Here is a 19,374-nt window from a genome sequence, read left to right as displayed (position 1 = left end):
GACAGTGATCGCCGAGTTCCGTCGCCGCTCTCACACCACATCTTCGGTAGCGCCCGGCAGCGGTTGCTGCAGATCCGCCATCTTCTGCGGATCATGTGGCACCAGAAAACCGCTGCGCGACTGCGGCAGACGGACACCGTTGAGTTGGACTTCACGATGCCACCAGTTAGCCGCAGTTTCGACTGCGCGGGCCTCCTCCGGCATCTGGTCCTGGTGCCACCAATGGGAACACATCGCCTGCCAAGCCTTGGCGACGCGCTGTTGATCAGTAATCCGCAGCGCCACTTCCGTATCCCAACGCATGGACCGACCATTCATGTTTGCAGATCCGATCATTGCGAAATTATCGTCTACAATCAAAACCTTGCTGTGCACATAGATCACGGGAGATCCTGCCAGCACAGATGGCGCTTCGCGGTCCGCCAGAAATGGCTGAACGGGGCTTGCGATTGTGGCCCGCGCGCCAAAGGCCGCCTGCACCGTCTCAAGAGCCTGACTCTGCAACGCCATTCCATAGCGTGCATCAAGATCGCGGTTGCCCTCGAACGCCACATCATCTGGTAGCGCTGGCAAAACCAATATCAGCGAGAGATTGGGGTTGCGCTTGGCCGCGGCGGCCAACCCATCGGCCAATACGCTAGAACGCAGAAACTGGGTCTCCAGATATATCAGATGTTCTGCCCGTTCGAAGGCCGCCAAGTAATCCTCCTCTATCTCGCGCGATACCGTACGGGGCGACACCGCCCAGAACCCAAAGCGGCGCGGAGCAGAGATCGTGCATCGGATGTACTTTCCTTCCGGCGGCGTTTCCTTTCCAGCGACGTAGCGTTGGAAATTGCGCAGATAATGTGCGGCCTCCCGCGCCTCGGGTCCGCTGACCAGCAATTGCACATCCGCCCAGGTTTCTTGCGACGGCATATCATGTTTCAGCGTGTCCCGGCGCCGATCGTTGAGATCCAATCCACCAACATACAGGAGACGCTCATCAATCACCGCGAGTTTCTGGTGATGAGTAACCGGCCGGACCTCCGGGAGGACCTCATCGCCTGGAGCAGCCTTTGAAGAAGGGGTTTTGCTCCTGTCAGGGATCTGGGACTGCCTCATCTTAACAAACGGGCCAAAGGCAAGGCGCGGCAGGAGGCCGGCGCGCGCCGGGTGCATCGCGCCCTCGACCTGCAGTTGTCCAACCGGGTCATCGGTGGCACGCCGTGCCAACCGTGCTGCAATCTCCTGCGCCTGCGCCACACTGCGCTTGGTCTTCCGGTGCAGTTCCGGCCCCATGACCGGATCGAAATCACTGATCACCAAATGGAAATCCACGCCTCGAGCCACCACATGTTCGACCAGATCAGCCCATGTTTGACCTATGGCACGCGCCTCTGGACTGAGCAGAGCAGTCGAGAAATCGAAAATACGGAAACTGGCACGCACCTCTTTTCTAGCACCTAGAACCGCGCGTTCGAACGCGGGCCACGCCTGCGCCGCCGTTACCAGAACCTCAAAAACCTCTGGAGCGGTCGTGTCATCCGGTATGTCGGAGGTCCGCATCGTCATCTACACCCTTTTGTTCCGCAAGCCTCTCCGCTGCGGTATCATCGCTATGCGGGAAAATAACTTCGTAAGTAAACTTGGTCTTGGTTTCCGTGGTTTTGGCTTCACCGTTGAGTTGCGCGACGAACGCTTTGATAAGCTGCGCTCCGAGCCCGCTGGTAAAATGACGCTCTTCATGAGCCACGCCGCACCGCGGACCCAGAGCATTATGAATTTCAAGGCGGCAGAACCCGCCCTGCTCTACCCCAAAGTAGACCTGGACAACCCTCCGTCCATCTTCGGTCGCGGCAGCGTATCTGGCCGCGTTGGTCAATGCCTCGGCAACCAACATGGAGAGGTTTACCGCGTCATCTTGGTTGAGCGGAACTCTTTCCAACTTGGTTTCAATTGTCACAGCCTCATCAGAGCCTTGCGACATCGCCGCGACCTCCCTTGCCAGAGCCGTGATCAACTCCGCGGCATCAACGGTCGTCACGTCGGGGTTCGTGTTTAGGGATCGGTGAATCGCCGCCAGTCCACGAACCCTGCGCTGAAGTTGTGCCAGCACCGTGCGAGCCTCATCCGAGCGTGCCGTACGGGCCTGCATATTCATGATAGAGGCAATCAGTTGGAGATTGTTCTTCACCCGGTGATGAATCTCGCGCAGGAGGATGGTTTTCTCGCGCAGATCGATTTCACGGCGCTCTTCTGCCTTGCTAAGTATCAGGACCATCCGGTTGAACGACTGCTGTGCCTCGGCAAATTCACGAGGCGGGTTGGTGAGTTCCAGCTGCGCCTGCTCGCGCTCCCCCAAGGCATATCGCCGCATCGCCGTGCGCAGATCGCTCAGGTGACGGATCACCAAACGATGCAGGCCGAAGACACCAACACCCATTCCTGCAAGCCACATCAACACCGGAAAGGCTAGCGTAAAAACCCAGCCACCCGCGCCGGTGGCCACCTTGGCCTGTGTGGCAGGCCAACTCCCGACCACTGCAATCTGGCCTGGGATGATATCACTCACGGCAAAGAAGCGCTTTTCTCCCGAATTTGAAACCGCAAAGAAGGTCTCGCCCGATCGTGCCATCAAATCTCTGCGCTCCGATGTCTGCGGTAGAATTAACCCAGCCTGCGACAGGGGTTCGGACGCAGACAAGATCTCGCCCTGTTCGTTGATCGTGGCAAAGCGGATACCTTCCAGCCTCCAGTCATCGGTGAAAAAGCTGCTCGTCAGCCGATTGGGAATCGCCAGCACGAGATAGCCGACCGTGCCGCCCTCAGTATCCACAGGGAGTGTAAGGGATAATTCGAACCCATCGCTGCCGTCGAGATTGCGTCCGACCCCATAAGTCGGCGCCCTCCGAGACAGCGCACGTTTGAAAATAGGGGTATTGGCGATGCTGCCCTGACCTCCGCTGGAGCTGCATACAATCCGTCCGTCGGGGTCAACCAGGCCCGCGAACGAATAGGCCGATTGCTCTGCCACAAATGATGACATCATCGCATTGCAGACGTCGGGCTGATCACGCAGGGGGAGCGTCACCGCGCTTAGCGCCTCTGCAGCGCCGTTTGTACGCTGAAGGAGTTCGCGCTCTGCCAAAGCCGCCTGCTCCGCGCGCGCCAAAATGGCAACGCGCGATAAGCGATCCGCCTCGTCTATCACCGAATAGGTCTGATAGATGGCAATCATGCCCAGCGGCAACAGTGCCAAGGTCATGAGAGCGGCAAGCCTAAGAAACAAACCGCCGGCCAGTGCCCGCCCCAACCTCATATTATGCCACGCTTTGCTGTGACACGATGCCGGCGGTGACTGTATCCGTCAGCTCCATCGGCTCGTCCTCGTCAAGGTTCATCAGCTCAGCCAGACGCGCGCGCCCGCGGTTGACGCGGCTCTTGATGGTTCCCACCTTGACCCCGCAGGTCTCCGCCGCTTCTTCGTAGGAGAAGCCGCCCGCGCCCACCAGCACCAACGCCTCGCGCTGTTCATCGTTCAATTGCGCAAAGGCTGCGTTGAAATCGCGCAAATTGAGGCGCCCGTCATGGTCCGGCTTCTGCGACAGTTGTTCGGACAGAACCCCATCGGCATCTTCGACTTCACGGCGACGTTTCCGGCGCAAAGAGTAGTAGGTGTTGCGCAGGATCGTGAAGAGCCAGGCCCGCATATTAGAGCCCTCCTCGAATTTTTCGATGTTGGTCCAGGCCTTTACCAAGGTGTCCTGTACCAAATCATCAGCCATCGCGGTATTGCGTGTCAGGCTGATGGCAAAAGCGCGCATGGCGCCGAGATGATTGACCAACTCGTCTCTTGGATCACTCATTGGTATCACCTGTGCCATTGCCAGAGGACGTTATTGGCGTCGCTCCCTTTGCTTTCAGCTGATCCAGCAGGTCAGCAAAGCGGTCTGGGATTGGTTCGGACGCCAGTGTGTCGAAAGCTTTTTTAAGATTGCTGTCGATCTCGCGCTCGACCGCATCGCTGCGTTTTTCTGTGGACTTGTGCTTTTCCATACGATCCAACTATTTTTTTACGTAGGCTCGGGAACCAAACGCAGTCACCAAGCGTATGGTTCCATATGTATTCAGAAAAAAAGGGACATATCAAATGACCGCCCCGACGGGAGAAGTTCTTGCTAATCAGATTGGGTCTAACCTGCCATTTCTGCGTCGTTACGCCCGCGCGCTGACAGGGAGCCAGACAAGCGGTGACACCTATGCCCTTGCAACTTTGGAGGCGATCCTTGCCGAGCCCGATCGTTTTGAGCCGGAGCTGAAGGCAAAGGTTGCCCTATTTCGCGCCTTCCATGTAATCTGGAGCTCCAGCGGCGCCCCGGTAGAGTTCGATAAGCCCGACAGCGGGCTGGAGACGCAGGCACAGAAGCATCTGAGCAGGCTCACGCCCAACACTCGCGAGGCACTTTTGCTTCACACGATTGAAGATTTCAGCATCGCCGAGGTAGGACAGATCATGAGTATCGGCGCCGAGGAAGCGGGCGAACTGGTTAAGATCGCCTATCACGAAATGTCAAAATCCACCTCCGGTCGGATCATGATCATCGAGGATGAAGCAATCATCTCTATGGATCTAGAAGGCATCGTTTCAGACATGGGCCACCGCGTTACAGGCATCGCCCGTACCGAGGATGCCGCGCTGAAGCTGGCGCAGGAGGAAACGCCTGATCTAATCCTGTCAGATATTCAACTGGCGGATAACTCCAGCGGCATTGATGCGGTAAACAAAATTCTGGCTGCGCATTTTGACTGTCCGGTGATCTTTATTACCGCCTTCCCAGAGCGGCTGTTGACTGGCGAAGGCCCAGAACCTGCGTTCCTGATCTCAAAGCCCTACACCGAGGATCAGGTGCGGTCGGCTGTCAGCCAAGCGATGTTCTTCTCATCCACCGAAACACTCAAAGCCTAATCGGTGCCAAAGATCGCAATTTAAATAGCCGCCTGGAAACAGGCGGCTATTATTATTGAGCATCTATGGAAAGACGACGAGCCGGTCGCTGTCACGCTAGGCCGCCTCAGCTCTTGGCGATGGCGCGCAACATCCAGGCTGCCTGCTCGTGAAAGGCGGAGCGCGCGGTAGCCAGATCTTCCGTTACGATGTCTTTGCGCTCTCCGGCCAGTTCAGCGAGAGCATGCAAACGATGCGCCACCCGTTCATGACTATGCGCCAGATCCTCCACCATCTCTGCTGCGGTCAGCCCGCCGGCTTTGTCTTCCAAATTGGACCGGCTGACGATATCAGCAAGGCTGGAGGGAGCCAGGTGGCCCAAGGCGCGAATGCGTTCAGCCAGTTCATCGGTTGCGGCAAACATGTTTTCGTATTGTGCTTCGGTCAGCTTATGAACCGAGAAAAACGCCGGGCCTTCCACATTCCAGTGGTAGGCGTGGGTCTTGAAAACAAGCCGGTAAGTGTCGGCCAGCACGTCTGCAATACCGCTGGCAATTACGGAAGTGTCGCGAACGCCGGTGGCAACATCATCACGGCTGGGCACAACTGAGAGCGCTTCGCTCATCTCATCGTCTCCTATGTCTGAGTTGTTATCGCTGTCCCAACGTGTGTCGATAGCGGAGGTTCCCTATTTTCTGTCAGGCGGGCCGACCACCGGTCGACCGATACGACAAGCTGAACACAAAACGGGCGGAAGTCTGCGCTTCCGCCCGCCTCAGGTTTGGATTAGCGATTGCATGTCACCTGCCTTTGACCACCTGGACCACCATCGCGAGGGCGAAGAGGACAAGGAATATAAAGAACAGGATCTGAGCAACCCCTGCAGAGGCCGACGCAACCCCACCAAAGCCAAACAGGCCGGCGATGGCTGCGACGACGAGGAATACCAGTGCCCAATAGAGCATGATCGTCTCCTTCGTGTCGTGTTGCGCTGTGATACCTGCCTAACTCTACGCGCGGGGCGATAGTTCCATGGAACCTTCGGCGCGTTGTGACGTTGAGTGGTGGAAAGGAGACTTTATCATGGCCGCGACCCAGACACAGAGTGAGACCAAGAAATCGACCCCTGCACGACGCGCAGAGGACAACAAAGCCGAGGAAGCCCAACCCATCGCCGAGAAGGTGAAGGAAGTAGGCGAACAGCTGGAGGACATGGCCACGCGTAACGCTCAAGCTGTCCGCGAGATTGCCCGTGAGGGTGCAGTGAACACATCGCAGGCAATGAGTGACCTCGCTGCGCAGAGTGAGGACTTCGTGAAGAAGAACCCGGCCCTTGCGGTCGCTGGCGCGCTAGGTGTGGGCGTACTGATTGGTATGGCTATGCGCAACCGCTACTGAGCTACCGCACTATGAGATTGAGAAAAAGGGGGGCCAACTGCCTCCCTTTTTCTGTTTTGTCAGATCTCGGCGACCAGCGGCAGCGCGATGGCGATCAAGTGAACTTTCGAAACAGCCGCGTGGTGTCGAAAATCGTATCCAGCTTCTCGTAGCGGGCCCGGGTCTCGTCCCAGCGCTCTTCCTGCGCGGCAGAGATCATCGCCTCCAGCAGCATCATTGTCGAGATGTTGGAATCCCAGGCTGACGGGATTTCCACCCAGCAGTTGAACGTCTGTGCCGCCACCGACCCGATCGGGCTCGACCATTGATCGGTGATCAAGATCACCTGCACGCCCCGTTCCGAAGCCAGTTCAGCCAACCGTTGCAGATTGGTCTCATAGCGGCGCACATCGAACATCAGCAGCGTGTCGCCTTCGACCATATCCAGGACATAATGGGGCCAGGTTGCCGATGAGGACGTCATATGCGTGACCCGCTGTCGGATCGCCTGAAAATGGGTAAACGCGTAATCCGCAAGCGCCCGCGTGATGCGTCCGCCAACCACATAAAGCCGCCCTTCAGTATCGGCCAGCTGGCGGACGGCGGCATCAAATTGCTCTGAGTCGACATTGGAAAACGTCTGACTGAGGTTGTCGGTGACCGCCTGTGCAAATCTGTTCAGCAGATGCCCTTCCGGCGCCTCAGACGCCCAGTTCGCCCGGCGTTGGGTTGGCCCGGATCCTTTGGCCTCCAACTCCTTCAGCAAGGCCTGATGAAACTGGGGATACCCTTTGAAACCAAGCTTTTGCACCATCCGCGCCACGGTCGGCGTGGACACCTCCGCATTGGAGGCGACGATGGTGATAGAGGCCAGACCAGCGGCTGGGTAATTCGCCAGCAAGGCGTTGGCAAATTTGCGTTCCGCCTGCGTCAGACTCGCATATTGCTCCCGGATGAGTTCACGCACGGTGGCGGGCGGTTTTGTCACAGTCCGGCTATCCCTCTGCTTTGCCTGCAATTTAAGCACAGCTCCGAAACAAGAGCCATTCAAATCGCAGGTCGTCAAACTGGTGCTGAAAAGATATTGACACAAAAAGTTGTACGTGAAAACATTTTTCCAAAATCAGGGAGTACCTAATGTCACTGAGCGATTCCAACGCTCCATCTGCCGCCTCGCCAGATCTGCCCAACCGGGCGGTGGAGGTCTGGAATGCGACTGGAACCGGCGCGGTGCTGGTGCTGTGCGAACATGCCAGCAACCACATCCCGGCCCGATATGAGGGGCTTGGCTTGTCAGAGGAAGATCGCAGCAGTCACGCGGCCTGGGATCCCGGTGCCTTGGCGGTTGCCAAGGGCCTGTCGGCGGCGCTGGACGCGCCATTGGTTGCAAGCTGCGTGTCGCGACTGGTCTATGACTGCAACCGCCCCCCCGAAGCCCCGAGCGCCATGCCCGCCAAATCGGAACTGATCGAGGTGCCGGGCAACCGCGATCTGAACGCAGCGGCGCGGGCAGAACGGGTGGCAACCGTCTACGACCCTTTCTGTGCAGCTGTGGCCAAGGTGATTGCAGATCGCAAGGCTGCTGGTCGTGAGACGATGCTGGTCACCGTTCACAGCTTCACCCCGGTCTACTACGGCAGCCCGCGCAGTGTCGAAATCGGCATTCTGCACGATGATGATACGCGGCTGGCGGACGCGATGCTGGACGCGGCACCTGCGCTGCCGCACCGCCAGGTTGAGCGCAATGCGCCGTATGGCCCGCAGGACGGCGTCACCCATTCCCTGGTGCTGCATGGACAGGATAACGGTCTGGCCAATGTGATGATTGAGATCCGCAACGATCTGCTGCGCACCCCCGAACAGGAAACCACCATGACCGAAGAGTTGCTGTGCCTGCTGCGCCCGGCGCTGGCGACCCTCGTCACCAAGGGGGCCGCCAATGCCTAGAGCCATCAAAAGCTACGTGCGCGCCATTGATGCGATGAACCGGCTGATTGGCCGCTTTGCCATGTATCTGATCTTTGTGCTGGTGGGCGTTTTGCTGTGGTCGTCGATCTCCAAGACCTTCTTCAACCCCTCGCTCTGGACGTTGGAGACCGCGCAGTTTGTCATGGTTGCCTATTATATTTTGGGCGGGCCTTACTCGATCCAGATGGGCAGCAACGTCCGCATGGACCTATTCTACGGGTCCTGGTCGCTGAAGACCAAAGCATGGGTGGACGCCTTCACCGTGCTGTTCCTGATGGTCTATCTGAGCGTGCTCTTTTACGGGGCCATCAGCTCCACCGCCTATTCGCTGGGCTATTTCGGGCTCGAACCCTTCCAGTTCTTTGGCGACCTTCTGATGACCCTTGTGACCGAAGGTCTGGATGCTGCCAGTGCCAAGCTCGGCTATCTGGAACGCAGCTCTACCGCCTGGCGCCCCTTCATGTGGCCCATCAAAACCATCCTCTGTTTCGGCGTCTTTCTGATGCTGCTTCAATGCCTTGCTGAATTGTTCCGTGATCTCGGACGCCTTCGCGGAGACGACTTCTAATGTCCTATGAACTCATCGCCATTATGATGTTTGCCGGCATGATGCTGATGCTGATGACCGGTCAGCGCGTGTTTGGCGCCATCGGATTTGTCGGCGCCGTTGCGGGGCTCTTGCTCTGGGGCACCGGCGGCAGCGAGATTCCGTTTTCAGCAGCCATGAAACTGATGAAGTGGTATCCGCTGCTGACACTGCCGATGTTTATTTTCATGGGCTATGTGCTGTCGGAATCCAAGATTGCCGATGATCTCTACCGGATGTTCCACGTGTGGATGGGACCCGTCAAAGGCGGGCTTGCTATTGGCACCATCGGTCTGATGGTCTTGATTTCCGCGATGAACGGCCTGTCGGTGGCAGGTATGGCAATCGGTGCCACCATTGCGCTGCCCGAACTGTTGCGCCGGGGCTATGACAAAACCCTTGTGACCGGCACCATTCAGGCCGGCTCCTCCCTGGGCATTCTGGTGCCTCCTTCGGTGGTGCTGGTTCTTTATGCGATGATCGCGCGCCAGCCTGTCGGGCAGCTCTGGCTTGCCGGTGTGGTGCCGGGGCTTCTGATGGCGACGATGTTCATCATCTACATCTATCTGCGCGCCCGCATGCAGCCCGAGCTTGGCCCGGCGATGAGCCCGGAAGATCTCGCCGAATACGAACGCATCAGCGATCATCCGCTGCGGCTGAACTATGTCGTGCTGGCACTGCTGGTGCTGGTGCCGCTGGTGGTAAAACTGGGTATCATCGAGGCAAAGCCCGCAATCGGCGTGGCGCTGGTCGGGTCTGTTCTGGCCTTTGTGACCCGCAGCATTCCTGCCTTCTATCACGATGTCTTCATGCGTGAAAAATATCGCCTGCTGTTCTCCGGCGTGCTGCCGCTGGCGATTTTTGCCGCGATGATGGTGCCCTTTGTCAATGGCTGGACATCGCTGGTCGAAAGCTCTGCCATCGGAGCCATGACCGCCTTTATCGCCGCGATCCTCAAGGGGCGCATGAACAAGGAGGTGTTTGAAACCTCTGTGCGCTCCACACTCGGCATCTCCTGCATGTTCATGTGGATCATCCTGGCCGCCCTTGGCTTTGGCGCGATCTTTGATGGTCTGGGTGCGGTGAAGGCGATCGAGGATCTGTTCACCACGCAGCTGGGGCTGTCGCCCTGGATGATCCTGATCCTGATGCAGCTGAGCTTCATCGTGATGGGTACATTCCTTGATGACACGGCGATGCTGGTAATTGTGGCGCCACTTTACGTGCCGCTGGTGGGCGCGCTGGGGTTCGATCTGATCTGGTACGGTGTGCTCTATACCATCACCACCCAGATCGCCTATATGACGCCACCCTTCGGCTATAACCTGTTCCTTATGCGGGCGATGGCGCCGCCAGAGATCGGGCTCAAGGATATTTATGTCTCAATCATCCCCTTTGCGGCCGTGATGGTCGTGGCCCTGGCTTTGGTGATGATCTTCCCGCAGATCGCCCTGTGGCTGCCGGAATATGTTTACGGAAAATAACCCTCAGAAGAGCCCCGCAAGGGGGCCGGAATTTCAACATGGAGAAGAGATATGACGACAAGACGTAAGTTTATTCAGACTGCCGGTGTCGGTGCCCTCGCGGCTCCGCTGGCCACCCCTGCACTGGCCCAGTCCAAAATCACATGGCGTATGCAGACCTATGCCGGTGCGGCGCTGGCCGAACATGTGGTGAAACCCGCCATCGACATGTTCAACAAGATCGCAGGCGACCGTATGCAGATCGAGCTTTATTATGCCGATCAGCTGGTCCCGACTGGTGAGCTGTTCCGCGCCATGCAGCGTGGCACCATCGATGCAGTACAGTCCGATGATGACTCGATGGCCTCCCCGACCGATGTGACGGTCTTTGGCGGTTATTTCCCCTTTGCCTCGCGCTACTCGCTCGACGTGCCGGTCCTGTTCAACAAATATGGGCTGAATGAGATCTGGGACGAAGAATACTCCAAGGTCGGCGTCAAGCACATCTCTGCCGGCGCCTGGGATCCCTGCCACTTTGCCACCAAGGATCCAATCCGCAGCCTTGCCGATCTGAAAGGCAAGCGCGTCTTTACCTTCCCGACCGCTGGCCGCTTCCTCAGCCAGTTCGGCGTGGTGCCTGTCACCCTGCCGTGGGAAGACATCGAAGTCGCCATGCAGACCGGTGAACTTGACGGGATCGCATGGTCCGGCATCACCGAGGATTACACCGTCGGCTGGGCAGATGTGACCAACTACTTCCTGACCAACAACATCTCCGGTGCCTGGGCTGGGTCCTTCTTTGCCAATCAGGGTCGCTGGAACGAGCTGCCGGAAGATCTGCAGACTCTGTTCCGCGTCTGCTGTGACCAGTCGCATTATTACCGCCAGTGGTGGTATTGGGGCGGCGAAGCAGACCTGCGTGTCAACGGCCCGAAGATGGAGCTGACCTCAATCCCAGATGAAGAATGGGCAACGGTTGAGGAAGCCGCCTATAAGTTCTGGGATGAAATCGCAGCCGAAAGCCCGACCAAGGCCCGCGTTGTCGAAATCATCAAAAAGTACAACGCGGACATGCAGAAAGCCGGACGCCCCTACCGCTACGGCTAAGTCTACCGTCCAAAAACCGGAGTTTGGCCCGCATGCGGTGGGCCAAACTCCTTTCAAAGGAATTTGCCAGACTTTTTGTCAAAAAGTTCTGGCCTCAAAACGCAAAGGGCTGCTCATGCTCTCCTTCGACACTCTTGCTGACCAAGTTTCTGCTGGCAGCGTTGACACTGTTCTGGTCTGCCTTGTGGACATGCAGGGGCGGCTGATGGGCAAGCGTTTCCACGCCAAGCATTTTGTGAATGGCGCCTGGGAAGAGACCCATTGCTGCAACTATCTTCTGGCCACCGATCTGGCGATGGCGACACCGGATGGCTATGCTTCGACCAGCTGGGAAAACGGCTATGGCGACTACGTCATGAAGCCGGATCTGGCAACCTTGCGCCCGGTGCCTTGGCTCGAAGGCACCGTGATGGTGCTTTGCGATGTGCTGGATCACCACACCCACGAAGAGGTCCCCCATTCCCCCCGCGCCATCCTGAAGCGTCAGGTGAACCGTCTCAAGGAGATGGGGTTTGATGCGATGTGCGCCACCGAGCTGGAGTTCTTCCTCTTCGAGAAGAGCTTCGATGCGATCCGCAAATCAGGCTTCCGCGATCTGGAGCCGATTTCGGGCTATAATGAGGACTACAGCATCCTGCAGACCTCCCGCGAGGAGCATGTGCTGCGCCCGATCCGCAACCATCTGTGGGACGCGGGCCTGCCGATCGAGAACTCCAAAGGCGAGGCCGAGACCGGTCAGGAAGAGCTGAACATCAAATACGCCGCGGCGATGGACACCGCCGCATATCACACCATCGCCAAACATGCGGTAAAGGAAATCGCCCAGCAACAGGGCCATGCGGTGACCTTCCTGCCGAAATGGAGCCACGACAAGGTCGGCTCCTCCTCCCATGTGCATCAGTCGCTGTGGCAGGACGGCAAACCCGCCTTCTTTGACGAGAGCGATGAGCTGGGCATGTCGGCGCTGATGAAGAATTACATGGCGGGATTGCTGAAATACGCACCCGATTACACCGCCTTCATGGCGCCCTATATCAACAGCTACAAACGCTTCATGAAGGGCACCTTTGCCCCGACCCGGATCATCTGGTCGGTGGACAACCGCACAGCGGGCTATCGTCTGTGCGGTGTCGGCAGCAAGGCCATCCGCGTCGAATGCCGCATTCCGGGCTCGGACATGAACCCCTATCTGGCGATCGCAGGCATGCTGGCCGCGGGTATTGCGGGCATCGAGGAAGGTTTGGAGCTGCAGGCCCCCACCAAGGGCGATGTCTATCAGGGCGACACCGGCATGATCCCAGGCACGCTGCGGGATGCGGCTGTGGCACTCAAAGGCTCGGCCATGTTGCGGGCTGCAATTGGCGATGACGTGGTGGATCACTACGTGCGCGCCGCCGAAGTGGAAATCGAGGATTTCGAGCGGATCGTGACCGATTACGAGATTGCCCGAGGGTTCGAGCGCGCCTGAGGCGCGCAGAGCCTTCGGCGAGAGTATTTTTGGAAAGATGACAATGGGGGCGTGCCCCCGTCAAACCACATGAGGAAGACCATGGGCCAGACCCTGAAATGTATCTCACCGATCGACGGATCGGTCTATGCCGAGCGTGAGACGCTGTCACCGGAGGCCGCAGCGGAGCGCGTGACCGCAGCCCGCACGGCCCAGACGGCCTGGGCTGCCCGCCCCCTGCAGGAGCGGGTTGATCTGGTGATGGCCGGTGTGGCGGCTGTAGGCGCGATGAACGATGAAATCGTACCGGAACTGGCCCATATGATGGGGCGCCCGGTGCGCTATGGCGGTGAATTTGGCGGTTTCAACGAGCGGGCCAGCCATATGGCGCAGATCGCCGAAGAAGCGCTGGCCGATATCGAGGTCGGCGAGGACGCGACCTTCAAGCGCTACATCAAACATGTTCCCCATGGCGTGGTGCTGGTGGTGGCGCCTTGGAACTACCCCTACATGACCGCCATCAACACCGTCGCGCCGGCCCTGATTGCGGGCAATGCCGTGGTGCTGAAACACGCCACCCAGACGCTTCTGGTGGGTGAGCGCATGGCGCAGGCCTTCCAGTCGGCTGGCATTCCGGCGGATGTGTTCCAGAATGTCTTCCTCGATCATGACACCACATCGGCACTAATCGCAGACAAGGCCTTCGACTTCGTCAACTTCACCGGCTCTGTTGGTGGCGGTCAGGCGATGGAGCGCGCGGCAGCGGGCACCTTTACCGGTGTCGGCACCGAGCTGGGCGGCAAGGATCCGGGCTATGTGATGGAAGACGCCGATCTTGATGCGGCAGTGGACACGCTGATCGATGGCGCCATGTTCAATTCCGGTCAGTGCTGCTGCGGGATCGAGCGGATCTACGTGCATGAAAGCCTTTATGACGCCTTCGTCGAAAAGGCTGTGGCCATCGTCAACACCTACAAGCTGGGTAATCCGCTGGAGCAGGAGACCACCATCGGTCCGATGGCCAATGTGCGCTTTGCAGCTGAGGTTCGCAGCCAGATTGCTGAGGCCATTGAGGCAGGCGCCGTGGCTCATATCGAAACATTTGCCGAAGACGACGGTGGCGCCTATCTGACACCACAGATCCTGACCAATGTGACCCATGACATGCGGGTAATGCGTGACGAGAGCTTTGGCCCCGTGGTGGGCATCTTGAAAGTCTCCTCCGACGCGGAGGCCATCGAGTTGATGAATGACAGCGAATTTGGCCTCACGGCCTCTCTCTGGACCGGGGATGTGGAGCGTGCGACCCGTGTTGGTGATCAGATCGAAACCGGCACCGTCTTCATGAACCGCGCCGATTATCTGGACCCCGGTCTGTGCTGGACCGGCTGCAAGAACACCGGGCGCGGGAGCGGCCTCTCTGTCATCGGCTATCATAACCTCACCCGCCCGAAATCCTATCATCTGAAAAAGGTAGCGGGCTGAGTCCCGTCATCTTTCCGCAAAATACTCCGGGGGGCTTGCCGCAGGGCAAGCGGGGGCAGCGCCCCCTCCCCGGCTTCATCACAGGAACACACCTATGACTCTTGTTGGAAACTGGTCTTATCCGACCGCAATCAAGTTTGGCGCTGGCCGGATCAAGGAGCTGGCCGAGGCCTGCGCGGCAGCAGGCATGAAAAAGCCGCTGCTGGTCACCGACAAAGGCCTGGCCGATCTGCCGGTCACCCAATCCACGCTCGATATCCTGGAGGCCGCGGGCCTCGGCCGGGCGATGTTCTCAGAGGTTGATCCCAACCCGAACGAGAAGAACCTTGAGGCCGGTGTGGCCGCCTTTAAGGCAGGCGATCATGACGGGGTGATCGCCTTTGGCGGCGGCTCCGGTCTTGATCTGGGCAAGATGGTCGCCTTCATGTGCGGCCAGACCCGGCCGGTGTGGGATTTTGAAGATATCGGCGACTGGTGGACCCGTGCTGACGCCAATGCCATCGCGCCGATCATCGCGGTGCCGACCACAGCGGGCACCGGTTCCGAGGTTGGCCGCGCCTCTGTGATCACCGACAGTGTGACCCATCAGAAAAAGATCATCTTCCACCCCAAGGTGCTGCCAACCGTGGTGATCTGCGACCCTGAACTGACCGTCGGCATGCCCAAGTTCATCACCGCAGGCACCGGTCTGGATGCCTTCGCGCATTGTGTCGAGGCGTTCTCCTCCCCCCATTATCACCCGATGTCCCAGGGTATCGCGCTGGAAGGCATGCGCCTGGTCAAGGACTATCTGCCACGCGCCTATGCGGATGGCACCGACATTGAGGCCCGTGCCCATATGATGTCTGCCGCCGCGATGGGCGCCACCGCCTTCCAGAAAGGGTTGGGTGCGATCCACGCCATGAGCCATCCGATCGGCGCGCTCTTCAACACTCACCACGGCACCACCAATGCCGTCTGCATGCCCGCGGTGCTGGCCTTCAACGCACCTGAGATCGCCGACCGATTCGAGACTGCAGCAGCCTATTTGGGCATCGACGGCGGCTTTGATGGCGTCTGCGCCTATGTGCAGGAGCTGAACGACAGTCTCGGCATTCCACGTGGTCTCTCAGAGTTGGGCGTCACGGAGGCGGCCATCCCCGGCCTGGTGAAGGGTGCGCTGATTGATCCCTCCTGCGGCGGCAACCCTGTCGTTCTTGACGAGGCCAATCTCACCCAGCTGTTCAAGGATGCCATGTGATCCACGCAGATCACATCTGCAATGATCCTGCGGCTGCGCCTGTTCCGCCCCCGGCGCAGCGCAGCACATAGATGACCCGGCGCGTCTTTGACGCAGCATAGGGTACCTTAAGACTGCGGCCCCTCTCCAAGCTGAGAGGGGCCGCAGTTTCTTGCAGTGCTATCGTCGGCTCAAAACTTAGTCAGATACACCGCAGTGACGGTCCACCATCCGCTGAACCATTGGCGCGAAATGCCAGAAATCAGGGGTTTCCATGCCTGCCCGTTTGCCTGCCTCATCAAGATAGCGCACCGCGATAATCTCTTTCAGGTTTGGATTGGCCTCAAACGCTGCAACCTCTTCAGGGTTCATCGGCCCGCCCTGCAGCTCCAGCGTATGGACGGACGCCGGGGACAGCCGTTTGAAATACTCGGGCTTCGTTGCGCAGAGATACCGTTTGGCCGCAACGTGGTAGCGGCAGCAATCCGTGATCACACTGGGAAAGAACCGCTCCAATACCTCCGCGCCCGCGTCCTCATGATGGCGATCCTCGGTATCATCGGGATGATAGGTGCCAAACTCCGAGGTGAAATGCCCGATGTCATGCAACAGCGCGCCGACGATGATCTCCTCAGGCTGACCATTCTGCTCGGCGATGGTGGCGCCCTGTAGCATATGTTCGCCCATGGTCACCGGCTCGCCCAGATATTCCTCCCCGCCGCGCCGGTCGAAGATGGAGCCGAGGAAGGCGACAATTGTGTCCCGGTCCAACGTCGCTGGTAGCACGTGCGCGGCTGCTGGCTGTGGCTGGCTGCTGGTCATTCGGCCGCCTCCGCCAGCGCCTGACGTCGGCGCGCCTCATGAGCCGACCGCAGCCCGTCCTTGTCAGCATAACAGCCCTGCAACCACCGCGTCCCCTCACCCGAGTAACCCTTGCGCGCGTGCAAGACGCGGGTGTTGTCGACCACAAAGGCCTCGCCGGGATTAAGACGGAACGTGACCTCCATCGCCGTATCGTCGATGATCTCGCCCAGTCGGCGATAGGCCGCATAATAGAGCGCCATCTTCTCAAACGGGACATCCTGCACCGCGGCCAGTGATCGATTGTTGAAACGCACACCGATCAGCTCCCCATCGGGAGCCAGCTCGATCATCGGGCGACGAGAGGTCAGGCAGACCCCGGCCTCGCCCGCGTATTCGAATCGCGCACAATGCTCTGCCAGCACATTGAAATAGGCCTCATTCTCGGCCTTGAGGCGCAGCGCGGCGGCAAAACCGTCCACGACCATATTTTCACCCCCGGCAGCCGAGCTTTCGAGGCAGTAGAGCACCTGAATGGTCGGCACCGGATCGCGGTATGGATTGTCGGTATGCGCCTGCAAGCCCAGACCGGTGAAGGCCAGGTTGGTCGGGTTCACTTCGGTGCGCACCTCAAAATGGCGTCCGTAGTTGGTCTCACGGACGTGCCCGAAGAGGTCGACCACGCGGAACAACGCGCCTTCTTCGATCGGCCCGTTGACGACCTTGCCAAAGCCATAGCGCGTCACAGCGCCCAGCCAGTCGCCCAGCGCTGCACCGCCGGCTTCCAGCGCCGCAAAGTCGCCAGTGGGCACGCCGTCCATCAGCCCTGCGTCCCAGGTCTCAACCCCGTCGGCAAGCCACCCAGCATCATCACAGGCGGCGCGGTCGTAGGCGTGGGCCTCCAGCCACGAGAGATCATAGGCCACGTTCTTGTTTTCGGGCGCAAACTGTACCTCGAGGCTGCCACCCTCCAGCGTGGCCTCCGCAATAATGGTGTCTGCCGGGAAATCCCGCAACGCAATCAGGCGCTGACCGCTGGCTTCGGCGCGGGTTTCCGGGTCGCTGGCATTGTCGCGCAACCAGATCGCGTGAAAGCGCAGCTCAGACGTTCCAAGAGATAGGGTAAGGTAGTCGCCCGCCGGGGCAATCGTGACTGTCGGCATGGTATCCTCAATGATGGTCCGCAACGCGGAAGATGACTCTTGCGCGCATGTTGCCATTGCCCCTACATAATCTCAAATTAGGAATTTCCGCACTAAGGCCAAGGTCAGCTAATGCAACAGCAGCGCCCCACCCTGCCACCCCTAGAATGGATCCGCGCCTTTGAGGCGGCGGCACGCTGCGGCAGCTTTACCGCGGCGGCTGCGGAAACCGGGATCACTCAATCTGCCATTTCACAGCGGATCGCCCAGCTGGAGAAACGGCTGGGCACCGCGCTGTTTCACCGCCACCCCCGCGCCATCACCCTGACCGTGGAGGGCGAAGCCTGGTTGCCACACATCCAATCGGCCCTTGATACGATGCGCGACAGCTCCGAAGCGCTGTTTGGCACCGGACGACGACAGCTGACGATTTCCGCAAGCCAATCGGTCATTGATTTGTGGCTCACCCCGCGGCTGGCCGCCCTGAGCGACATCGCAGGCGGCCAGTTGGCGATACGAACCATGATTCTGGGCGCCCATGATGCGGTAGAGGACGAGGTGGTCCGCATCCGCTACGGCGTTGGCGACTGGCCGCATCCCTACAAGCTACCGCTCTATTCCGAAGGGATCGCCCCCATGGTTTCCCCGGAGTTGATTGGCCGCAGAGACGGCCACTGGAGCGAGTGGCCGCGGATCGCCTGCTCTGGACCCCGGCCGGGGTGGCCGGATTGGGTGGCCTGCCATGGCGGTGGATCAACGCCGGTCCCACACCTGCGCTTTGATACGTTTCTGTCCGCTCTGGGGGCGGCCCGTGCCGGCACTGGCGTGCTGCTGGGATCTCTGCCGCTCTGCCATCAGGATCTGGCAGCCGGGCGGCTGGTGCGGATGGGTCAGGACCAGCTTGACCATCACGCCACCTATTGGATGATCGCTGGGCAAGATGCGGTCAGCCGCACCCAATGGACCGAGTTGGCCCGCATCATGACTTGATGACGGCCTCTTGGGTCAGGCGCGTATTGTCGCGATGGCAGCCTGCCCCATTGCCCCGCTGCGAAGGGCCCGACATTTTCAGCGCTGAAGAGACTGTCGAACCATTTGGAGTACGAACGCGCATGAATATCTGGCTCTTGGCCGCTGGTGGCCTGTCTGTCATCAACACACTATTGCATATTTTTGCCGGCGGCCCCAGCGTCGCACGCCCCCTGCTGGACGCCCGCGACCTGTCCGCGGAGGTGCGCTACGTCAATTATTACTGCTGGCATCTCGTGAGCATAAATCTGGCGGCTGTGGCGGCGCTCTTCCTCTGGCCTGCCTGGTCAGGCGAGGCCGAAATTGCTGCGATCCTCGCCACTGGTCTGGCCGCTGCCTACGCCATCTGGGGGCTCGTCCTGCCGGTTCTGAATGGTCAGCGCTACAAGGACATTCCGCAGGGTTTTTTGTTCGTGCCAGTGACGATTTTGGGAATCGTCGGGCTGAGTTTTCAAGGATAACCCCGCCATCCGAGCCCAGACGCAATGGCTACTACAGGAGCAATTTTGGCGGAGTGGCAAGTCATTGCACGCATAATCAATGATGGTTTTGTGGCAATGTAAGAGCGGAAAACCGCAATAGCGGCGCGGCCCCAGTCGTCATACCCCAGTGCAAACCAGGGGAGATCGGGGCTATCTGCTTACAAATATTGGCCTCTCCAGCTCTGATAATGCAGACATCCGGGCTGTATCGCACTGGTCTTGATAACAAGAGCGAGGATTTTGATCCTCGAGACTAGCCAACGTCAGTACCTGGCTGCGGCGGTCAAAAGGGGTCATTGTATTCGGTGCTGACGTTGTCATCGAAAGCAGCCAACCGAGCC

General features: G+C 59.2%; 20 protein-coding genes. 11 read left to right on the top strand and 9 right to left on the bottom strand.

Features of this window, described 5'->3' with window-relative positions; genetic code table 11:
* Positions 1-30 precede the first annotated feature (30 nt).
* From OO25_RS08465 to OO25_RS08450, 4 genes are read right to left on the bottom strand one after another with little or no spacing between them, the layout of a single operon-like run.
* Positions 31-1,548 (bottom strand): phospholipase D family protein, encoded by a 1,518-nt coding sequence (locus OO25_RS08465; RefSeq protein WP_040179637.1) that lies wholly within the window; start codon positions 1,546-1,548, stop codon positions 31-33.
* A complete protein-coding gene (locus OO25_RS08460) occupies positions 1,523-3,247 on the bottom strand; it encodes a sensor histidine kinase (RefSeq protein WP_242407007.1) in 1,725 nt (574 codons plus the stop codon). The genes OO25_RS08465 and OO25_RS08460 overlap by 26 nt, the downstream gene beginning before the upstream one ends.
* Positions 3,248-3,302: 55 nt before the next feature.
* Positions 3,303-3,848, bottom strand: coding sequence for an RNA polymerase sigma factor (locus tag OO25_RS08455; protein ID WP_040175420.1), 546 nt, complete (start codon positions 3,846-3,848; stop codon positions 3,303-3,305).
* A complete protein-coding gene (locus tag OO25_RS08450) occupies positions 3,841-4,038 on the bottom strand; it encodes a NepR family anti-sigma factor (protein WP_040175422.1) in 198 nt (65 codons plus the stop codon). Before OO25_RS08450 ends, OO25_RS08455 begins: the two co-directional genes overlap by 8 nt.
* A 94-nt stretch (positions 4,039-4,132) precedes the next feature.
* Between OO25_RS08450 and OO25_RS08445 the strand changes: the two genes are divergently transcribed.
* The gene (locus OO25_RS08445; RefSeq protein ID WP_040175424.1) at positions 4,133-4,948 is read left to right on the top strand and encodes a response regulator; all 816 of its coding nucleotides are present in this window, start codon (positions 4,133-4,135) and stop codon (positions 4,946-4,948) included.
* A gap of 106 nt (positions 4,949-5,054) precedes the next feature.
* Here OO25_RS08445 and OO25_RS08440 read toward each other — a convergent pair whose 3' ends face one another.
* Together OO25_RS08440 and OO25_RS22490 are read right to left on the bottom strand one after the other, a co-directional pair.
* Positions 5,055-5,552, bottom strand: a complete 498-nt coding sequence (locus tag OO25_RS08440) for a Dps family protein (RefSeq protein ID WP_040175425.1) — start codon at positions 5,550-5,552, stop codon at positions 5,055-5,057.
* 175 nt (positions 5,553-5,727) lie between these two features.
* Complete coding sequence (locus tag OO25_RS22490; protein WP_040179635.1) at positions 5,728-5,892, bottom strand: DUF1328 domain-containing protein; 165 nt, start codon at positions 5,890-5,892, stop codon at positions 5,728-5,730.
* A gap of 118 nt (positions 5,893-6,010) precedes the next feature.
* Here OO25_RS22490 and OO25_RS08430 point away from each other — a divergent pair, with 118 nt between their 5' ends.
* Positions 6,011-6,325 (top strand): hypothetical protein, encoded by a 315-nt coding sequence (locus tag OO25_RS08430; protein WP_040175631.1) that lies wholly within the window; start codon positions 6,011-6,013, stop codon positions 6,323-6,325.
* Between the two features lie 94 nt (positions 6,326-6,419).
* Here OO25_RS08430 and OO25_RS08425 read toward each other — a convergent pair whose 3' ends face one another.
* The gene (locus OO25_RS08425) at positions 6,420-7,292 is read right to left on the bottom strand and encodes a MurR/RpiR family transcriptional regulator (protein WP_040175428.1); all 873 of its coding nucleotides are present in this window, start codon (positions 7,290-7,292) and stop codon (positions 6,420-6,422) included.
* Positions 7,293-7,441: 149 nt separating this feature from the next.
* Between OO25_RS08425 and OO25_RS08420 the strand changes: the two genes are divergently transcribed.
* The 7 genes from OO25_RS08420 (at position 7,442) to OO25_RS08390 (ending at position 15,600) form a co-directional block, all read left to right on the top strand.
* On the top strand, positions 7,442-8,251 hold the full coding sequence (locus tag OO25_RS08420; protein WP_040179634.1) for an N-formylglutamate amidohydrolase: 810 nt from the start codon (positions 7,442-7,444) through the stop codon (positions 8,249-8,251).
* Positions 8,244-8,840: a TRAP transporter small permease subunit gene (locus OO25_RS08415; RefSeq protein WP_040175430.1), complete on the top strand. Its 597-nt coding sequence runs from the start codon at positions 8,244-8,246 to the stop codon at positions 8,838-8,840. Before OO25_RS08420 ends, OO25_RS08415 begins: the two co-directional genes overlap by 8 nt.
* Positions 8,840-10,342 (top strand): TRAP transporter large permease subunit, encoded by a 1,503-nt coding sequence (locus tag OO25_RS08410; RefSeq protein ID WP_040179633.1) that lies wholly within the window; start codon positions 8,840-8,842, stop codon positions 10,340-10,342. The genes OO25_RS08415 and OO25_RS08410 overlap by 1 nt, the downstream gene beginning before the upstream one ends.
* 51 nt (positions 10,343-10,393) lie before the next feature.
* Positions 10,394-11,428: a TRAP transporter substrate-binding protein gene (locus tag OO25_RS08405; protein ID WP_024096202.1), complete on the top strand. Its 1,035-nt coding sequence runs from the start codon at positions 10,394-10,396 to the stop codon at positions 11,426-11,428.
* Positions 11,429-11,543: 115 nt separating this feature from the next.
* The gene (locus OO25_RS08400; RefSeq protein ID WP_040179632.1) at positions 11,544-12,896 is read left to right on the top strand and encodes a glutamine synthetase family protein; all 1,353 of its coding nucleotides are present in this window, start codon (positions 11,544-11,546) and stop codon (positions 12,894-12,896) included.
* Positions 12,897-12,977: 81 nt separating this feature from the next.
* A complete protein-coding gene (locus tag OO25_RS08395) occupies positions 12,978-14,360 on the top strand; it encodes an aldehyde dehydrogenase family protein (protein WP_040179631.1) in 1,383 nt (460 codons plus the stop codon).
* A 94-nt stretch (positions 14,361-14,454) separates the two neighbouring features.
* Complete coding sequence (locus OO25_RS08390; RefSeq protein ID WP_040179630.1) at positions 14,455-15,600, top strand: iron-containing alcohol dehydrogenase; 1,146 nt, start codon at positions 14,455-14,457, stop codon at positions 15,598-15,600.
* A gap of 177 nt (positions 15,601-15,777) precedes the next feature.
* Here the strand turns inward: OO25_RS08390 and OO25_RS08385 are convergent, their stop codons facing one another.
* On the bottom strand, positions 15,778-16,401 hold the full coding sequence (locus tag OO25_RS08385; RefSeq protein ID WP_040179628.1) for an HD domain-containing protein: 624 nt from the start codon (positions 16,399-16,401) through the stop codon (positions 15,778-15,780).
* Complete coding sequence (locus tag OO25_RS08380) at positions 16,398-17,543, bottom strand: TauD/TfdA family dioxygenase (RefSeq protein WP_040179765.1); 1,146 nt, start codon at positions 17,541-17,543, stop codon at positions 16,398-16,400. Before OO25_RS08380 ends, OO25_RS08385 begins: the two co-directional genes overlap by 4 nt.
* 111 nt (positions 17,544-17,654) lie before the next feature.
* Here OO25_RS08380 and OO25_RS08375 point away from each other — a divergent pair, with 111 nt between their 5' ends.
* Together OO25_RS08375 and OO25_RS08370 are read left to right on the top strand one after the other, a co-directional pair.
* The gene (locus OO25_RS08375) at positions 17,655-18,512 is read left to right on the top strand and encodes a LysR family transcriptional regulator (RefSeq protein WP_040179627.1); all 858 of its coding nucleotides are present in this window, start codon (positions 17,655-17,657) and stop codon (positions 18,510-18,512) included.
* A gap of 122 nt (positions 18,513-18,634) precedes the next feature.
* Positions 18,635-19,012 carry a hypothetical protein gene (locus OO25_RS08370; RefSeq protein ID WP_040175439.1) on the top strand — a complete coding sequence of 126 codons (378 nt, stop codon included), beginning with the start codon at positions 18,635-18,637 and terminating at the stop codon, positions 19,010-19,012.
* Positions 19,013-19,374 lie beyond the last annotated feature (362 nt).

This window comes from Phaeobacter sp. S60 (genome assembly GCF_000826845.1).
Lineage (GTDB): Bacteria > Pseudomonadota > Alphaproteobacteria > Rhodobacterales > Rhodobacteraceae > Phaeobacter > Phaeobacter piscinae.
The sequence above is the reverse complement of the archived record's forward strand: the minus strand, read 5'-3'. Positions and strand labels throughout refer to the sequence as shown.